Source organism: Phenylobacterium sp. (assembly GCF_035569475.1).
In the GTDB taxonomy this organism is placed as follows: domain Bacteria; phylum Pseudomonadota; class Alphaproteobacteria; order Caulobacterales; family Caulobacteraceae; genus Phenylobacterium.
Map to the genome: position 1 here is coordinate 40,610 of NZ_DATMNA010000075.1, position 16,858 is coordinate 57,467.

At 68.8% G+C, this 16,858-nt stretch carries 14 protein-coding genes and 1 tRNA gene; 10 read left to right on the forward strand and 5 right to left on the reverse strand.

Annotation, left to right across the window (positions count from 1 at the left end; all coding sequences use genetic code 11):
- The first annotated feature begins 1 nt into the window (after position 1).
- The gene (locus VNW53_RS11065) at positions 2-463 is read left to right on the forward strand and encodes a DNA polymerase III subunit chi (protein WP_325555701.1); all 462 of its coding nucleotides are present in this window, start codon (positions 2-4) and stop codon (positions 461-463) included.
- Positions 460-843 carry a peptidase inhibitor I78 gene (locus VNW53_RS11070; RefSeq protein ID WP_325555702.1) on the forward strand — a complete coding sequence of 128 codons (384 nt, stop codon included), beginning with the start codon at positions 460-462 and terminating at the stop codon, positions 841-843. Before VNW53_RS11065 ends, VNW53_RS11070 begins: the two co-directional genes overlap by 4 nt.
- Here VNW53_RS11070 and VNW53_RS11075 read toward each other — a convergent pair.
- A complete protein-coding gene (locus tag VNW53_RS11075; RefSeq protein ID WP_325555703.1) occupies positions 840-2,096 on the reverse strand; it encodes a glycosyltransferase in 1,257 nt (418 codons plus the stop codon). The two genes, VNW53_RS11070 and VNW53_RS11075, sit on opposite strands and share 4 nt — an antisense overlap.
- 98 nt (positions 2,097-2,194) lie before the next feature.
- On the opposite strand from VNW53_RS11075, the gene VNW53_RS11080 reads away from it, so the two are divergent.
- Together VNW53_RS11080 and tig are read left to right on the forward strand one after the other, a co-directional pair.
- A tRNA-Leu gene (locus tag VNW53_RS11080) sits at positions 2,195-2,277 on the forward strand.
- Positions 2,278-2,470: 193 nt separating this feature from the next.
- Positions 2,471-3,823 (forward strand): trigger factor, encoded by a 1,353-nt coding sequence (tig, locus tag VNW53_RS11085; RefSeq protein WP_325555750.1) that lies wholly within the window; start codon positions 2,471-2,473, stop codon positions 3,821-3,823.
- A 170-nt stretch (positions 3,824-3,993) separates the two neighbouring features.
- Here tig and VNW53_RS11090 read toward each other — a convergent pair whose 3' ends face one another.
- Positions 3,994-4,155, reverse strand: coding sequence for a hypothetical protein (locus VNW53_RS11090; protein ID WP_325555704.1), 162 nt, complete (start codon positions 4,153-4,155; stop codon positions 3,994-3,996).
- A 339-nt stretch (positions 4,156-4,494) separates the two neighbouring features.
- On the opposite strand from VNW53_RS11090, the gene VNW53_RS11095 reads away from it, so the two are divergent.
- From VNW53_RS11095 to VNW53_RS11105, 3 genes are read left to right on the forward strand one after another with little or no spacing between them, the layout of a single operon-like run.
- On the forward strand, positions 4,495-6,282 hold the full coding sequence (locus tag VNW53_RS11095) for an FAD-dependent oxidoreductase (protein WP_325555705.1): 1,788 nt from the start codon (positions 4,495-4,497) through the stop codon (positions 6,280-6,282).
- Complete coding sequence (locus VNW53_RS11100; RefSeq protein WP_325555706.1) at positions 6,279-8,132, forward strand: 2-oxoacid:acceptor oxidoreductase subunit alpha; 1,854 nt, start codon at positions 6,279-6,281, stop codon at positions 8,130-8,132. The genes VNW53_RS11095 and VNW53_RS11100 overlap by 4 nt, the downstream gene beginning before the upstream one ends.
- Positions 8,129-9,184 (forward strand): 2-oxoacid:ferredoxin oxidoreductase subunit beta, encoded by a 1,056-nt coding sequence (locus tag VNW53_RS11105; protein WP_325555707.1) that lies wholly within the window; start codon positions 8,129-8,131, stop codon positions 9,182-9,184. Before VNW53_RS11100 ends, VNW53_RS11105 begins: the two co-directional genes overlap by 4 nt.
- On the opposite strand, the gene VNW53_RS11110 is transcribed toward VNW53_RS11105, so the two are convergent.
- Positions 9,165-10,331, reverse strand: a complete 1,167-nt coding sequence (locus tag VNW53_RS11110) for a pentapeptide repeat-containing protein (protein ID WP_325555708.1) — start codon at positions 10,329-10,331, stop codon at positions 9,165-9,167. The two genes, VNW53_RS11105 and VNW53_RS11110, sit on opposite strands and share 20 nt — an antisense overlap.
- Positions 10,332-10,636: 305 nt before the next feature.
- Here VNW53_RS11110 and VNW53_RS11115 point away from each other — a divergent pair, with 305 nt between their 5' ends.
- Positions 10,637-11,644 (forward strand): sodium:calcium antiporter, encoded by a 1,008-nt coding sequence (locus VNW53_RS11115; protein WP_325555709.1) that lies wholly within the window; start codon positions 10,637-10,639, stop codon positions 11,642-11,644.
- A gap of 183 nt (positions 11,645-11,827) precedes the next feature.
- A complete protein-coding gene (locus tag VNW53_RS11120) occupies positions 11,828-12,871 on the forward strand; it encodes a hypothetical protein (protein WP_325555710.1) in 1,044 nt (347 codons plus the stop codon).
- Between the two features lie 257 nt (positions 12,872-13,128).
- On the opposite strand, the gene purM is transcribed toward VNW53_RS11120, so the two are convergent.
- Positions 13,129-14,154, reverse strand: coding sequence for a phosphoribosylformylglycinamidine cyclo-ligase (purM, locus tag VNW53_RS11125; RefSeq protein WP_325555711.1), 1,026 nt, complete (start codon positions 14,152-14,154; stop codon positions 13,129-13,131).
- A gap of 79 nt (positions 14,155-14,233) precedes the next feature.
- Between purM and rnd the strand changes: the two genes are divergently transcribed.
- Positions 14,234-15,415 (forward strand): ribonuclease D, encoded by a 1,182-nt coding sequence (gene rnd, locus VNW53_RS11130; RefSeq protein WP_325555712.1) that lies wholly within the window; start codon positions 14,234-14,236, stop codon positions 15,413-15,415.
- 453 nt (positions 15,416-15,868) lie between these two features.
- On the opposite strand, the gene VNW53_RS11135 is transcribed toward rnd, so the two are convergent.
- Positions 15,869-16,858: an NAD(P)-dependent oxidoreductase gene (locus VNW53_RS11135; protein ID WP_325555713.1), complete on the reverse strand. Its 990-nt coding sequence runs from the start codon at positions 16,856-16,858 to the stop codon at positions 15,869-15,871.

Sequence of the window (16,858 nt, forward strand, 5' to 3'; positions counted from 1 at the left end):
GGTGGCTGACGCGCCGGCGACAGAGGTCTGGTTCTACCATCTGGAGCGGACGGGCCTGGAGCAGGCCCTGCCGGAACTCCTGGAGAAGACCCTGCAGCGGGGCTGGAAGGCGGTGGTGCGCGTGCGCGAGGCCGGGCGCATGCAGCACCTCGACGCCGCGCTGTGGAGCTATCGCGACGAGAGCTTCCTGCCGCACGGACCGGACGACGAGCCGCAGGCGCCGCGGCAGCCGATCCTGCTGACAACCGGGTTCGACAATCCCAACGCGGCCGACGCCCTGTTCCTGGTGGACGGGGCCGAGCCCGGCGACCTGGGCGGCTACGCCCGCTGCGTGGTGCTGTTCGACGGCGGCGACGAGGCGCAGCTCGCCGTGGCCCGCGCCCAATGGAGCGCGGTCAAGGCGACCGGCGTCGCGGTCTCCTACTGGAAGCAGCAGGCACGCGGCTGGGAGCGGCAGGCGTGAAGGCCTGGGCGGGATTGGGCCTCGCGGTCCTGCTCGCCGCCTGTGCCGACGCGCCCAGCTATCCCATAGCCAGGACGGCCCCCGCGCCAGGGCCCGCGCCCGCCCCGGCGGCGGCGCAGCCCGCGCCCGCGCCGACTTTGGCGACGCCGGTTCCGCCGGCTCGGACGCTTGGCGCGACCGTGGGCCGCGACGCCTGCGGCGCCTCGCAGATGCAGGGGCTGGTGGGCCGGCCCCGCAGCATGATTCCGGTGCCGGTCGACCCGAGCCGCCAGCGGGTGGCCTGCACCACCTGCCCGGCCGCCGAGGACGCCGATCCGGGCCGGCTCAACTTCCTGTTCGACGCCGACACCGGCGTGATCCGCCAGGTCCGCTGCGGCTAGGTTTCCGCCGCCGGCGCCAGGTCGGCGTCCGGGATCGCCACGCCCAGTTCGCGCAACAGGCCGAGCCAGGCCTCGCCGCCGGCGCGGCTGGAGAACTTGGCCACCGCCGTCGCGCGGGCCGCGGTGCGCAGATAGTTGAACCCCTGCGGATAGCGGCAGGCCTCGATCAGCGCCTGGGACAGGGTGTGCGGGTCGAAGAACGGCAGCAGGCGGCCGTTGACCCCGTCCTTGATGGCGTCATGCAGCGGCGCGGTGTCGGACCCGATCACGTAGCAGCCGCTGGCCATCGCCTCGACCAGGGACCAGGAGAGCACGAAGGGGTAGGTGTAGTAGACGTGCGCCGTCGACAGCCGGAACGCGGCCAGCAATTGGGCGTGCGGGGCCTTGCCCATGAAGTGCAGCCGCGAGGCGTCCAGCGGCAGGTCGCGGAAGATCAGGTCCTGCCACGCGCCGCCGTCGGGGGCCGAGCCGCCATAGGGCCGCGCGCCCTCCTTGCCGAAGATCAGCACCTGGGCGTCGGGGACCTGGTCCATGAGCCGGGGCAGGGCGCGGGCGAAGATGTGCAGGCCGCGCATCGGCTCCATGTAGTTGTTGGCGTAGGTGATTACCGGCGTCCCAGGGGCGATCGTGCGGCCGTCGGGCAGGGCGAACGGCGCCGCGGGGCCGGGCTGGATCGCGTCCACGTCGACGCCCTCATGGATCACCCGCACCAGCGGCTGGAACACCGGCGGCAGGGCAGAGGCCTGGAACTCGGTGGGCGCGACGATCGCATCGGCGCCGGTCAAGGACAGCGCCAGGATCGCGTTCTTGGCGTGGGCCGTCAGCATGGCCGCCTCCGTGGGCGCGTGGAACTCCGGATCGAAGCCCACGTCGAGGCCGTGCGCCTTGTAGAAGAACTCTGAGAACATCACCTGCCTGGCGTCCGGCCAGACCTCGTCGAGGAAGATCATCTCGCCCCAGCCGGGGTGGCCGACGATCACCTGCGGCTCGAAACCCTCGTTCTTGAACAGCCGCGCGACGCGCAGGGCGTTGCTGCCCCGGATCAGGTCGGCCTCGGCGCGAATCGCATAGGGGAAGATGTCCGGCGTCGTGCCCCGGTCCAGGGCGTAGCGGCCGATCCGCACCCCCTCGACGCCCGCGGAGGAGGACGAGCCGATCGCCGCGCAGGTCACGCCGCGCGCCACGAGGGTCTTGGCAAGGCTGCGGAACTGGCCTGGGAAATTGTTGTGTACGAAGAGGACGCCGTTCGCCATGGCCGCCTTCTGCCTGCGTCGCGGCCGCCTGTCACCTGTCGGCCGCCGCGGGATCGGCGCTTGGCGCTTAGCGCCATCCCGGCTAAGGGCGAGGCGATGCGGCTATGGCGGAATTGGTAGACGCAACGGTTTTAGGTACCGTCGGGCAACCGTGGGGGTTCGAGTCCCTCTAGCCGCACCATCCTGCCCGGCGCCGCGCTGCGCGGGACGGGTTCTCAAGGCGGTGTGAAGGGCGATGTCCTTCGAAGCCTTGGCGAAGAAGGACCGGCGTGACATAACCGCCGCCCTCCGCCGGGGCCCCCGGCGTTCGTTTTCATCCCTATGGCGGCTGTTCGGCGCTCCTGAGCGCGGTGGCTGGAAGTTCGAGAATGTCGATGCAGATCGTTGAAAAATCTGGTGAAGGCCTGAGCCGAGTGTTCGGGGTCACCGTCCCGGTGTCCGACCTGAACGCCGCCCTCGACGCGCGCATCGCCGAGATCACCCCGACGCTCAACATCAAGGGCTTCCGCCCCGGCAAGGTGCCGACCGCCCACGTGCGCCGCCTCTACGGCAAGGCGCTGATGAGCGAGGTGGTGGAAAAGACCCTCAACGAGACCACCCAGAAGGTCCTCGACGAGAACAAGCTGCGCCCCGCCGGCGACCCGGACCTGAAGCCGGAAGGCGACATGGAGGCGGTGATCGAGGGCAAGGCCGACCTGGCCTATGAGATCGCGGTCGACGTGATGCCCGACTTCGAGCCGGTAGACGTGACCACGCTGTCGCTGAAACGCCCGGTCTACGAGCCCACGGCCAAGGAGGTCGACGATGCGGTGGCCGAGCTCGCCAAGCAGAACCGCACCTACGAGGCCAAGACCGGCAAGACCGTGAAGGCCAAGGACGGCGACATGGTCGTCATCGACTTCCTCGGCAAGCTGGACGGCGTGGCCTTCGACGGCGGCGCGGCCGAAGACGCCGAACTGGTGCTGGGTTCGGGCCAGTTCATCCCGGGCTTCGAGGAGCAACTGGTCGGCGCCAAGCCCGGCGACGACGTCGAGGTGAAGGTGACCTTCCCCGAGACCTACCAGGCCGAGAACCTGAAGGGCAAAGAGGCCGTCTTCGAGGTCAAGGTGAAGGGCGTGAAGGCCCCGGTTGACGCGCCCGCCGACGACGCCTTCGCCGAGCGCCTGGGCATCGAGAACCTGGAGAAGCTGCGCGAACTCCTGAAGGGCAACCTGGAGAAGGAATACGCCGGCGCCAGCCGCTTCAAGCTGAAGCGCGCCCTCCTGGACCAGCTCGACACCAAGCACGACTTCCCGCTGCCGCCGAAGATGGTCGAGGCCGAGTTCGCCGCCATCTGGCAGCAGGTGGAGCAGGACAAGGAAGCCGGCGACCTGCCGCCGGAGGACGCCAAGAAGTCCGACAAGAAGCTGCGCGAGGAATACCGCAAGATCGCCGAGCGCCGCGTGCGCCTGGGCCTGATCCTCGCCGAGATCGGCCGCGCCAACAACGTCCAGGTCACCGAGCAGGAGCTGGGCGAGGCCATGCGCGCCGAGGCCATGAAGTATGGCCCGCAGGCCCAGCAGGTGTTCGATCTGTTCCGCCAGAACGCCAACGCCCAGGCGCAGCTTCGCGCGCCCCTGTTCGAGGACAAGGTGGTCGATCTGATCGTCGAGAAGGCCAAGGTGAAGGACACCAAGGTCTCCAAGGACGAGTTGATGAAGGACGACGACCTGCCCGAGGGGTACTAGGGCCTTCAAGTGTCATCCCGGAAGCCGCGTCAGCGGCTATCCGGGACCCATACGCGCGATGGGCGATAGTGGGCGCGCGGCCGCAACGCCGCGATCCAGGTTCAGAAACTAGAGTCTATGGGTCCCGGTCTTCGCTTCGCGACACCGGGAGGACAGCGGCGCGCCGGGCCTCAGAGCCCGCGCAGGTGCTGCAGCAGTTCGGTGTTCTCGACGCGGGCGCGGCGTTCGTTGATTTCCTGGAAGAGGGTCAGGGCCGCCAGGTCGTCCTCGCGCGGTTCGGGCGTGAAGGCCGCCGACTCGTGAGTGGGGACGACGTCGTGAGGCGTGGTCATGAGGCTTCTCCCAACCCCGGCCGGCCGCGGGGTTCGCCGAATTAATTTATCATTAGGATCCGCCGCCGCCCGCCAGAAAAGCTGGGCGCCCGCTCACGTTCGCTTGAGGCCGCGAAAGCCGCCGCGAAGGGCAGGAATTTCGCCGCTTTGGCCCGCGGCGGGCGTGAAATCGCCGATCAACCCTCCGGAATGGGCTTGGCTTGACCGGCGAACGGGGCCTAACCTGATCAAAGAACGCCGCGTTGTGACGGCCTAAGCCCCTCCCAAGCCTCGCGCCTGACGCCCTTGGGTCCGACTTGCCGCCGCGAGAGTAGAGCGTCGCGGGAAGGGAACGAGGCTTTGCAACGTACCAGTGCGTGGACTCCCGACTACTTCCACAAAGTTGTCGATTGCCAGTTCGCCTGTCCCGCCCACACCCCGGTGCCGGAATACATCCGCCTGATCGCCGATGGGCGCTATTCCGACGCCTACATGGTCAACTGGCAGTCCAACGTCTTCCCCGGGATCCTGGGGCGGACCTGCGACCGCCCCTGTGAACCCGCCTGCCGGCGAGGACGCGTCGAGGAGGAGCCGGTCGCCATCTGCCGGCTGAAGAGGGTCGCGGCCGACAACAAGGACGACGTCTCCGCCCGCATGCCCGCGCCGGCGTCGACGACCAACGGCAAGCGGGTGGCCATGGTGGGGGCCGGCCCCGCCTCCCTTACGGTGGCCCGCGACCTGGCGCCCCTCGGCTACGAGATCACCATCTTCGACGGCGACGCCAAGGCGGGCGGCATGATCCGCAGCCAGATCCCGCGCTTCCGCCTGCCTGAGGAGGTGATCGACGAGGAGGTGGGCTACATCACCGGCCTCGGCATGACGCTCAGGCTCGGCGAACGGATCGACAGCCTGAAGGCCCTGCTGGGGCAAGGCTATGACGCGGTCTTCATCGGCTCCGGCGCCCCGCGCGGCCGCGACCTCGACATTCCTGGGCGGGAAGAGGCCCGCGCCAACATCCACATCGGCATCGACTGGCTGTCCTCGGTCTCGTTCGGCCACATCGAGAAGATCGGCCGCCGGGTGATCGTGCTGGGCGGCGGCAACACCGCCATGGACTGCTGCCGAACCTCGCGCCGCCTGGGCGGCGAGGACGTGAAGGTGATCGTCCGCTCCGGCTACGAGGAGATGAAGGCCAGCCCCTGGGAGAAGGAAGACGCCGTCCACGAGGACATCCCGATCATCAATTTCCGGGTCCCCAAGGCGTTCACCCACGACAATGGGAAGCTGACCGGCGTCACCTTCGAGGTGGTGGAGGCGCAGTACGACGACCGGGGTCGCCGCCGCCTGGTCCCCTCCGGCGCGCCGGACGAGCACTACGAGTGCGACGACGTGCTGGTGGCGGTGGGCCAGGAGAACGCCTTCCCCTGGATCGAGCGCGACCTGGGCCTGGAGTTCGACGAGTGGAACGTGCCCAAGGTCGACCCGATCACCCTGCGCGGCGGCATCCCCAACGTCTTCTTCGGCGGCGACGCGGCCTTCGGGCCGAAAAACATCATCTGGGCCGTCGCCCACGGCCACGACGCGGCGATCTCCATCGACAGGTTCTGCCACGGGCAGGACGTGGCCGACCGGCCGCCGCCGGAGTTCTCGCTGGTCAGCCAGAAGATGGGCATCCACGAGTGGAGCTACGACAACGACATCGCCAACGACCGCCGCTACCGCGTGCCGCTGCGCGAGAAGGCCGTGGCGCTGAAGAACGTGAAGATGGAGGTCGAGCTCGGGTTCGACCGCGAGACCGGCTACCGCGAGGCCGAGCGCTGCCTGAACTGCGACGTCCAGACCGTCTTCGCCGACAACCTGTGCATCGAGTGCGACGCCTGCGAGGACATCTGCCCCGTCGACTGCATCACCTTCACCCGGGAGACCGACGAGGCGGATCTGCGCCTGCGGCTGAAGGCGCCGGCGTTGAACCTGACCCAGGACCTCTATGTCTCCGGCGCGCTCAAGACCGGCCGGGTGATGGTCAAGGACGAGGACGTCTGCCTGCACTGCGGGCTCTGCGCCGAACGCTGTCCGACCGGGGCCTGGGACATGCAGCGCTTCACCCTGGAGATGACCCACGCGGGGGCGGCATGCCAATCCCGGTGAAAACTGGCGCGGTGACCGCAGGCGCGGCGAAGCCCGGGGCGGCGGCGGTCAACGACTTCGTCGTCAAGTTCGCCAATGTGAACGGCTCCGGCTCGGCCAGCGCCAACGGCATGTTCGCCAAGTCGATCCTGCGGATGGGCGTGCCGGTGGCGGCGCGCAATATCTTCCCCTCGAACATCCAGGGCCTGCCCACCTGGTTCGAGGTGCGGGTGACCGAAGCCGGGCGCCTGGGCCGCCGCGGGGGCGTCGACCTGATGGTCGCCATGAACCCGCAGACCTGGGACAAGGACCTGGCCGAGATCGAGGCTGGCGGCTTCCTGTTCTACGACTCCACCAAACCCCTGCCGCCCGGCAAGTTCCGCGACGATGTGACCGTGATCGGCGTGCCGCTGACGGCCATGTGCAACGACCGCTACGAGCTGCCCCGGGAGCGGCAGCTCTTCAAGAACATCGTCTACGTCGGCGCCCTGGCCGCGCTGCTGGGCATCGACCCGGCGGTGATCGAGCAACTGCTGGCCGAGCAGTTCGCCGGCCGCCAGAAGCTGATCGACGCCAATGTCGAGGCCCTGCACATGGGCGTCGCCTATGTGAAGGAACACCTGGAGCCGATCCGCCTGCAGGTGCGCAGGGCCGACAAGGTGGGCGACCGGATCTTCGTCGAGGGCAATGCGGCCTCGGCCCTGGGCGCGGTCTATGGCGGGGCCACCGTCTGCGCCTGGTATCCGATCACGCCGTCGACGTCGCTGGCGGAGGCCTTCACCGGCTATTGCGAGGACCTGCGCACCGACCCGGACGGCAAGGCGCGCTACGCCATCGTCCAGGCCGAGGACGAGATCGCCTCGATCGGCATCGTGGTGGGCGCGGGCTGGAACGGGGCCAGGGCGTTCACCTGCACCTCGGGACCCGGCATTTCGCTGATGACCGAGTTCATCGGGCTTTCCTATTTCGCCGAGATCCCGGCGGTGATCTTCGACGTCCAGCGCGGGGGGCCTTCCACCGGCATGCCCACGCGCACCCAGCAGGCCGACCTGATCGGCGCGGCCTACGCCAGCCACGGCGACACCAAGCATCCGATGCTGCTGCCCGCCGACCCGGGCGAGTGCTTCGAGATGGGGGCCCTGGCCTTCGACCTGGCCGACCGGCTGCAGACCACGGTCTTCGTCATGCTCGACCTCGATATCGGCATGAACGAGTGGCTGACGGCGCCCTTCGCCTGGGACGACGCCAGGCGCCTCGATCGCGGCAAGGTGATGACCGCCGAGATGCTGGAGGCGGGCGCCGATTTCGGCCGCTACAAGGACGTCGACGGCGACGGCATCCCCTACCGCACCTATCCCGGCGTGCACCCATCGAAGGGCGGCTATTTCACCCGCGGCACCTCGCGCAATCCCTATGCGCGCTATTCCGAGGAGGGCCCGGTCTACGTCGACAACATGCAGCGCCTGCTGCGCAAGTTCGAGAGCGCCAAGGCCCTGATCCCGGCCCCCGTGGAGCGCCCCGCCAAGCGCAAGACCACCGACGGGGTGATCTACTTCGGCTCATCGACGCCCTCCATGCACGAGGCCCTGGACGCGCTGGAAGGGCAGGGCCGCCACCTCGACGCGCTTCGCGTCCGCGGCTTCCCGTTCAGCGACGAGGTCTATGATTTCGTCGCCGCCCACGAGCGGGTGTTCGTGGTCGAGCAGAACCGCGACGGCCAGCTCAGGACCCTGCTGATGAACGAGGGCGAGATCGACCCGGCCAAGCTCGCGCCGGTGCTGCACTACGACGGGACGCCGATCACCGCGCGGTTCATCGCCGGCCAGATCGGCGGCGTGCTGGCCCTGGGCCAGATCGAGGCGGCCGAATGACCTACATCCTCAAGCCCCAGCTACATCACCCGAAACTGGCGGAGAACGCCCTGGGCTTCACCCGCCGCGACTATGAGGGCTCGGTCTCCACGCTGTGCGCCGGCTGCGGCCACGATTCGATCAGCGCGGCGATCATCCGCGCCTGTTTCGAGCTCAGCATGGAGCCGCACCGTATCGCCAAGCTGAGCGGCATCGGCTGCTCGTCGAAGACGCCGGACTACTTCATGGGCGCGAGCCACGGCTTCAACACCGTGCACGGCCGCATGCCTTCGGTGCTGACCGGCGCCAACCTGGCCAACAAGGACCTGATCTATCTCGGGGTCTCGGGCGACGGCGATTCAGCCTCGATCGGGCTCGGCCAGTTCGCCCACGCCATCCGGCGCGGGGTGAACATGCTCTACATCGTCGAGAACAACGGGGTCTACGGCCTGACCAAGGGCCAGTTCTCGGCTACCTCCGACAAGGGCTCGAAGTCCAAGCGCGGCGTGGTCAACCACGACGCCGGCATCGACCTGGTGGGCCTGGCCCTGCAACTCGGCGCCACCTTCGTCGGGCGCTCGTTCTCCGGGGACAAGGACCAGCTCGTGCCGCTGATCAAGGCCGGGCTGGCGCACAAGGGCGCGGCCTTCATCGACTGCATTTCGCCGTGCGTGCAGTTCAACAACCACGCCGGGTCCACCAAGAGCTTCGACTATGTGCGCGAGCACAACGAGGCGGTGAACCGGCTGGACATGATTCCCGCCCGGGCGGAGATCAAGGTCGACTACGCCCCCGGAACGACGGTGAAGGTGGCCCAGCACGACGGCAGCGTGCTCTCGCTGCACAAGCTGGCCGAGCTCTACAACCCGAACAACCGCGCCCAGGCCCTGGGCTACCTGCAGGCCCGGCAGGCGAGGGGCCAGGTGGTCACCGGCCTGCTCTACATCGACCCGGAGGCCGGCGACCTGCACGACGCCCTGGAGACGGTGGACACCCCGCTGAACGCGCTGGATGGCGCGCAACTGGTTCCCGGCTCCAAGGCCTTGGACGCGATCAACGCCGGTCTGCGCTGACGCGCGGCGGAGGGACCGTCTCGGTCAAGGTCAGTGGCGCGATGCCGGTCCCGTCGAGGCTGGCGTCCTCGAACCGCGTAGGCAGCATCCGCCCGCCGGGCAGCTCCAGCGGTCCGGTGTCGGCGCCCTGCAACTGGGCGTGCGCCAGCTTCGCGCCGACGAAGGACGCGCCGCGCAGGTCGGCGCCCTTGAAGTTGGCGTGCCGCAGGTCCGCGCCGTCGAAGACGGCGCCCTGAAGCTGGCTGCGGGAGAAATCGACGGAGACCCCGTTCACCCCGGGCGCCGAAAGCCCGCCCAGGATGCGACCGCTGAAGGCGCCCGCCACGACGCGGATGTCCAGGCCGTCCAGGTGGCCGCGCGCGCCGCGGGCGCCTGCGGTCTCGATCCACAGCTCTGCGGCGTCGAGGATCTCGCGGATCTCCGCGGCGGCGCCGAAGGCCGATGGCGTCGCATCGAGGACGCAGCCCTCCAGCCTGTCCGGCGGCAGGTTCAGGCCGGAGATGTCCACGCCGGTGAGGATGGCGCTCCGCAGCGTTGCGCCTTCCAGGCGCGCGCCGTGCAGGTCCGCGCCCGCGAGGTTGGCGTCGGTGAGGTTGGCGTCGCGCAGGTTCGCGTTGCGCAGCTTCGCGCCGCGCAACGAGCAGTTGGTGAAATCCACGCCCAGGGCGACCAGGTCGTCCATCTGGGCGCGGTCGAGGCTCGAGCCGCGCAGGCCTGCGGTTTCGCCGATCGCGCCTATGCCGTGCGCCCCGTCGCCGGCGACCAGCACGGCCGCGCGCAAATCGGCCTCGTCCAGGACCGCGCCGCCGAGCTGAGCGCCGGCCAGGCTCACGCCGCGCAGGTCCGCCCAGCGCAGGATCGCGTTGCGGAAGTCGCAGCGGAGCAGGGTCGCGCAGTAGAAGACGGCCCGCGTCAGGTCGGATCCGGCGAAGCTGCCGCCGCTGAGGTCGGAGCCGGTGAAGTCGATGTCCATCAGGCGGCGGCGCTCGCAGCGCATCCCCTGGGCGACCACATAGCGCGGAATCTCGCGCCCGACGCCGACCTGCAGCGAGATGAACCGTTCGTGCCCGCGGATCATCGAGGCGAACTCCGCCGCGCCGATGGCGCGCGGGCGCGGGGTCAAGGGGGTTCGGACGACCAGAGACATGGGCGTCTTTTGCGCCAAGCTTGACTAATCGCAGGTCAAGAACCCCACGATTTTCGCGAAATCGAAGGTCCCGCGTTGACCGCGGCGTGGGGCCTCCGTAAGACCCGAGCACTCTTTGGGGAGTAGCCGGCCTCGCGTAGCAGAGGCGCTCGCGTCAACACAATTGGCCCGAACCCAGTCTTGGGCGAGGGCTGTGGCGCAGCGGTCAGTCCGACTTGGCGAGACCAATGGGTTCGGCGTTCGCACCTGGGGTGGGCGAGGTCGCCGATCCCTTGGCTCGTGCGCCCGCCCCTTGAAAAGTTTTGATGAACCCTTTGATTTTGCCGGTCATCCTCCTGCTCGGTTCGGCGGCGGTGATCTATCTTGCCTGCGAGTTCTTCGTGAACGGGGTCGAGTGGGTGGGCCACCGGTTCGCCGTGGGCGAGCAGGCGACCGGTTCGATCCTGGCGGCCTTCGGCACCGCCCTGCCGGAAAGCGTCGTCACCTTCGTGGCCGTGGTGTTCGGCGCGACCGCCGCCGAGAAGCAGATCGGGATCGGCGCGGCCCTGGGCGGGCCCCTGGTGCTGTCGACCATCGCCTACGCCACCGTGGGCCTGGTGCTGATCTGCTGCCGCATGCGGCTTCCGAAGACCGCGGCGATCCGCGGCGACTTCCGGAACCTCAGCCGCGACCAGGGTTGGTTCCTGGCGATCTTCGCCGCCAAGATCGCACTGGGGCTCGTGGCCTTGGCCCTGAAGCCCTGGCTGGGCGTCCTCTTCCTGGCGGCCTACGCCGCCTATTTCTGGAAGGAGATGCGCGGCGACGCCGACGTCGAGGCTGTCGAGCTCGAACCTCTGAAGCTGACGCCGCGCGCCGCCGAGCCCAAGACCTCGATGGCGGTGCTGCAGACGCTGCTGGCGCTGGGCGTGATCTTCGCCGCCAGCCGGCTCTTCGTGCTGCAACTGGGCGCCCTGGGTCCCGTCCTCGGCGTCAAGCCGCAGCTCCTGGCCCTGCTGCTCAGCCCTATCGCCACCGAGCTGCCGGAGACGCTGAACGCGGTCATCTGGGTGCGGCAGGGCAAGCACCGGCTGGCGCTGGCCAATATCTCCGGCGCGATGATGATCCAGGCGACCGTGCCGACGGCCTTCGGCCTGTTCTTCACGCCCTGGATCCTGGACCGTTCGCTGCTGGTGGCCGCCGCGGTGACGGTCCTGGCCGTAACGGCGATGTTCGCGGCCTTCCGCCTCGGCTTCATCAGCCGCGTGTTCCTCACCGCCATGGCCGCCTTCTACGTCCTGTTCGCCGCGATCATCGTGGTGCTGCGGTTGGGGTAGAGGTGCATCGGGCGCGGGACGCATCGGGCCGCTCCAGCTGATGGAACCAGGCGAATGACCGGGGCGATCCCCGAGCCGGCCAAATCTCATGCCGTGGCTATCCATCGCGGCTTGGCGGAGAGTAACTTCGCCTCAGGCTCCGCAGATTGCTGACAGAGAGCGAAGGCCGAGGAGGACGAGGTGATGAAGACAGGCACGATATCTGCGGCCGTAATGCTGGCCGTGCTCCTCGCCGGCCCGGCCTTCGCCCAACCCCAGGGCCAAGCGTCACAGCCGCAGGCCGCCGCACCCGCCGCATTGGCGCGCAATTTCGACGGGGTCTGGACGAACGCGACCGTCACCCAGCTTGAGCGACCTGCAACCTATTCTCAGCTTGTCGTCCCGAAGGAACGGGCGGACGCGGTGGCGAAGGCGACGATCGCGCGGCGCGAAGCGGCGAACGGCAACTCGGATCTCAGCGAGGGCGCCTTCCACGATGAGAACAGCACGGCCGGATACAATTCGTTCTGGATCGATTCCGGCGACGGGCTGATGCGCGTTCGTGGCGAAGCGCGGTCTTCATTCATCACCAGTCCCGCCGATGGGAAGATGCCCTTCCGAGATCGGCAGAAGAGCCTCGCCCTCACCATCCGCGACGGGGTCGAGTATCGCTCTGGCAAAGGCGCCTACACGGATCCGGAGGATCTCCCGCTCCGCGAGCGTTGCCTGATCGCGCAGAGCGACGCCGGCGGGCCGATCATGCTCAACGCGCTGTACAACAACAACTACAGCTTCTTCGTCACGCCCGGCTATTTCGTGATCGACCTGGAAATGAACCACGATGTCCGGGTCGCCCCGATATTTAGCTCCGCTGAAAAGGCTCGCGTGTCTCACCAGCCGGCCGTGATCAGGCCCTGGCTGGGCGATACGGTGGCCTGGTGGGAAGGCGACACGCTGGTCACCGAGACAAAGAACGTGAACCCCGTCCAGGAGGGGCGGACCGTGACGCCCGTTTCATCGCAAGGCACGGTGACGGAACGGTTCACGCGGATCGCCAAGAACGAACTGCTCTATCAGTTCAAGGTCGAGGATCCGGTGCACTATACGCAAGCCTGGTCGGGCGAGTATTCCTTCAAGCCTGCCAAGGGGCAGATCTACGAATACGCCTGCCATGAGGGGAACTACGCGATGGCAGGCATCCTTCGCGGCGCCCGGCTCCAAGACGCAGCCGCCAAAGACGGAAAGTGATCTGGCGCTGATTGCGCCACGCGTCGCCGGCGCGGCCAGCCGCAACCCATATGTTCTCGCCGTGTTCTGCCTCCCGCGCGTAGCGGCGGGAGGGGGACCGCCCGCCGAAGAGCGGGGGTGAGGGGGCAAGCGGCCGACTGGGACATGCGACGGACACTCATCACCAACCCAGCACCATATCGCCCGCGTCCGCTTGTCGGGCGCTCCAGGACCCACCAGGCGATGGCCCGGTGCGTTCCGACTTAGGAAGCCACGGCCTAAGCCCGGGCCAGTTCGCCGATCACGAAGGCGTCCTCGCCATCGCGGACCAGGCCCTCCAGCACGTCGGGCAGGTCGTGGGGGTCGACGATCAGCATCAGGCCGACGCCGCAGTTGAAGGTGCGGCGCAACTCCAGGTCGGAAACCCCGCCCACCTCCTGCAGCCAGCCGAACACCGGCGGCGGGACCCAGGCGTTCCAGTCGAAGCGGGCGACCAGGCCCTCGGCGATGGCCCGCGGCGGGTTCTCGATCAGGCCACCGCCGGTGATATGCGCCAGGCCCTCGACGCGGCCCTTCTTCAGGTGAGGCAGGACGGTCTTCACGTAGATGCGGGTGGGCGCCAGCAGGGCCTGCGCCAGGGTCTTGCCGTCCTCGAACGGGGCGGGCGCGTCCCAGGCCAGGCCCGACCGCTCGACGATGCGGCGGACGAGGGAATAGCCGTTGGAGTGCGGGCCCGATGAGCCCAGGCCGATCAGGATGTCGCCGGGCTTTTGGGCGTCCAGGCGCGGCAGCACCTTGTCGCGGTCGACGGCGCCGACGCAGAAGCCCGCCATGTCGTAGTCGCCCTCGGCGTACATGCCCGGCATCTCGGCCGTTTCGCCGCCCACCAGGGCGCAATTGGCCTGGCGGCAGCCCTCGGCGATGCCGGCGACGACCGCCGCCGCCGCGTCGACGTCCAGCTTCCCGGTCGCGTAGTAGTCGAGGAACATCAGCGGCTCGGCGCCCTGGGCCAGCAGGTCGTTGACGCACATGCCCACGAGGTCGATGCCGACCGTGTCGTGGATGCCGGTCTCGATGGCGACCTTGAGCTTGGTGCCCACCCCGTCGGTGGTGGTGACCAGGAGCGGGTCGTCATAGCCCGCGGCCTTCAGGTCGAAGAGCGCCCCGAACCCGCCCAGCGACGCCTCCGCGCCCGCCCGCCGCGTGGACTTGGCCAGGGGCTTGATACGCTCGACAAGCGCGTTCCCGGCGTCGATATCGACACCGGCCTGCGCATAGGTGAGGCCGTTGGGCCGCTCGGACATGACACGCCTTGAACAGAAATCAGCGACTTGCGCAACGCGGGCTTGCAGACTCGCCGCCTCGCGGGGCTATAGCTAGTCGATGACTCCGATTACGACCACCGCGGAACTGGCGGTGTTTTGCGACAAGCTCAAGGGCCAGCCGTTCGTCGCGGTGGACACCGAGTTCATGCGCGAGACCACCTACTGGCCGAAGCTGTGCCTCATCCAGGCGGCCGGCGCCAATGGCGTCGAGGCCTGCATCGACCCCTTGTCCGAGGACATGGACCTCGAGCCGTTCCTGGAGATCCTTCGCGACCGGGCGATTCTCAAGGTGTTCCACGCCGCGCGCCAGGACGTGGAGATCTTCAACAACCTGAACGCCATGCCGGTCCCACTGTTCGACACCCAGGTGGCGGGCATGGCCGCGGGCTTCGGCGAGCAGATCGCCTATGACGCCCTGGTCCGCCAGATGCTGAAGATCGAGCTCGACAAGTCCTCGCGCTTCACCGACTGGGCGCGCCGGCCGCTGTCGGACAACCAGCTCACCTATGCGCTCGCCGACGTGACCCACCTGGCCAGCCTCTACCCGATCCTGCGCGAGCGGCTGGAGAAGGACGGCCGTATGGCCTGGGTCACCGACGAGATGGCCAACCTCACCGACCCGGCGGTCTATGACGTGGAGCCGGAGAACGCCTGGAAGCGCCTGCGCCCGCGCAAGCACACGGCCAAATATATGGCCGTCTACAAGGCGGTCGCCGCCTGGCGCGAGCGCACGGCCCAGAGCCGCGACCAGCCGCGCGGGCGCATCCTCAAGGACGAGGCGATCGACGAGGTCGCCACCCAGGCGCCCACCGACGCCGACCAGCTCGACCGCCTGCGCTCGGTGCCGAAGGGCTTCTCGGGTTCGCGGTTCGGGCCGGACCTGCTGGCCGCCGTGCGCGAGGCGCTGCGGGACCCGGAGGCCTACGCCCCGGTGGTCGAGCGGCATCGCGCCTCGCCGTCGCCGGCCGCCGGCGCGGTCGTCGAGCTGCTGAAGGTGCTGCTGAAGGCGCGCGCCGAGGAGGCCGGCGTGGCCTCCAAGCTGATCGCCACGGTTTCCGACCTGGAGCAGATCGCCAATGACGACGAGGCCGAGACCTCGGCGCTCAAGGGCTGGCGGCGCGAGGCGTTCGGCGAGGACGCGCTCAAGCTGAAGCGCGGCGAACTGGCCCTGGTGCTGGACGGCGCCCGCGTGCGGGTCGTCGAGGTCCGCCGCGCGCCGAAGGCCGCCAGCGCGGGCTGAATTCCGCGCCCCCGGCCGGTTCCTGAGGATAAGCCCAGCGCCGTTGATTTCGCTGGCGTTTGGGATCGTGTGACAGTCTTCTCCACAGGCCGTCCACCGGGTTGGCGGGACTCCGCTCACAGCCTCGTCCGGCCGGCCCATTGCGGCCGGCCCGCACCTGCGCAACTCTCCACTTGCCGAGAGGGACTGCGGCGCGGCGGACCGGGCGACCGGACCGGAAGCGGGCAGGAGGCTCCCGGGGGGTAGGAAGTCAGGGGCGACCCGAAGCTCTCGATCCTCGGGAACACCGAGGCGGTCTTCAAGTCGAGCTGGGGCGACCCAGTGCAGCTTAAGGGTCCCTCCACCTCGAAGGCTCAGATCCCCCAACGGATCTGGTTCAGAGGGCGGTGTTTCGGGAAACCGAGACGCCGCCCTCTTGCTATGCGCGTCTTTCCTGTCAGGCGCGGCGGGCTCTCAGAGCCCGACCTCGCTCGGATTGGCCTCGTTGAGCAGCGGCTCCTTGGCCAGGTAGCGGCGCAGGTTCTCGAGGAACAGCTCGTCGCCACGGCCGAGGTTGCCGTCGCCGGAGTTGGAGGAGTGGGCGGTGACCCGCACCTTCGGGTGATCCCAGAACCAGCTTTCGGCGGGCAGCGGCTCGGCCTGGAAGACGTCGAGCACGGCGTGGCCGGGCTGGTCGCGATCCAACCCCGCCCTCAAAGCCTCTTCGTCCACCAGTCCGCCGCGGCCGATGTTGATCAGCACGGCGCCCGGCTTCATGGCGCGGAAGAAGGCGTCGTCGCACATGCCGCGGGTCTCGTCGTTGAGGGCGCAGGCCAGGACCACGACGTCGGCCCGGGGCAGTTCGGCCTGGACGTCCTTGAGCGTGATCACCCGGTCGGCCAGGTCGCCCTCGGCGGCGGGGTTGCGGCGGACCACCGTCAGATGAACGCCGAACGGCTTGATGCGCTTGGCGATCTCGTGGCCGATGTTGCCGAAGCCGGCCATCAGCCAGCGGGTCCTGGCGACCTCGCGATAGGGCGTCGTCTTCCACTCGCGCCGGGCCTGCAGCGCCGCGGCCTGCCGGATCGGCACCTGCAGGCTGAGCGCATGGGCGACGACATATTCGGCGATGGGCGTGGCCTGGGCGCTCGACTTGGAGATGCGCACGCCCTTTTCCATGATCGAGCGGAACATCGGGTTGTCGATGCCGGCGGCCATGATCTGGGTCCAGCGCGGGGCGGCGGTCTTCATCAGCCGGCCGAACAGCGGGCCCAGCGTTCCCGAGGCGTAGCTGTCGAGGCTGAGCCAGACGACCTCGGGATCGATGTCCTCGACCGCGATGGGCGCGCCGTCCCGTTCGTAGGCGTCGGCGGCGACGGCGGCGACCACCTGGGCGTCGGGCGCGACTTGGCTCAGCCGCTCGCGAACGCGCCCGAAGGCGGCCTTGGTCATCAGGATCTGCAT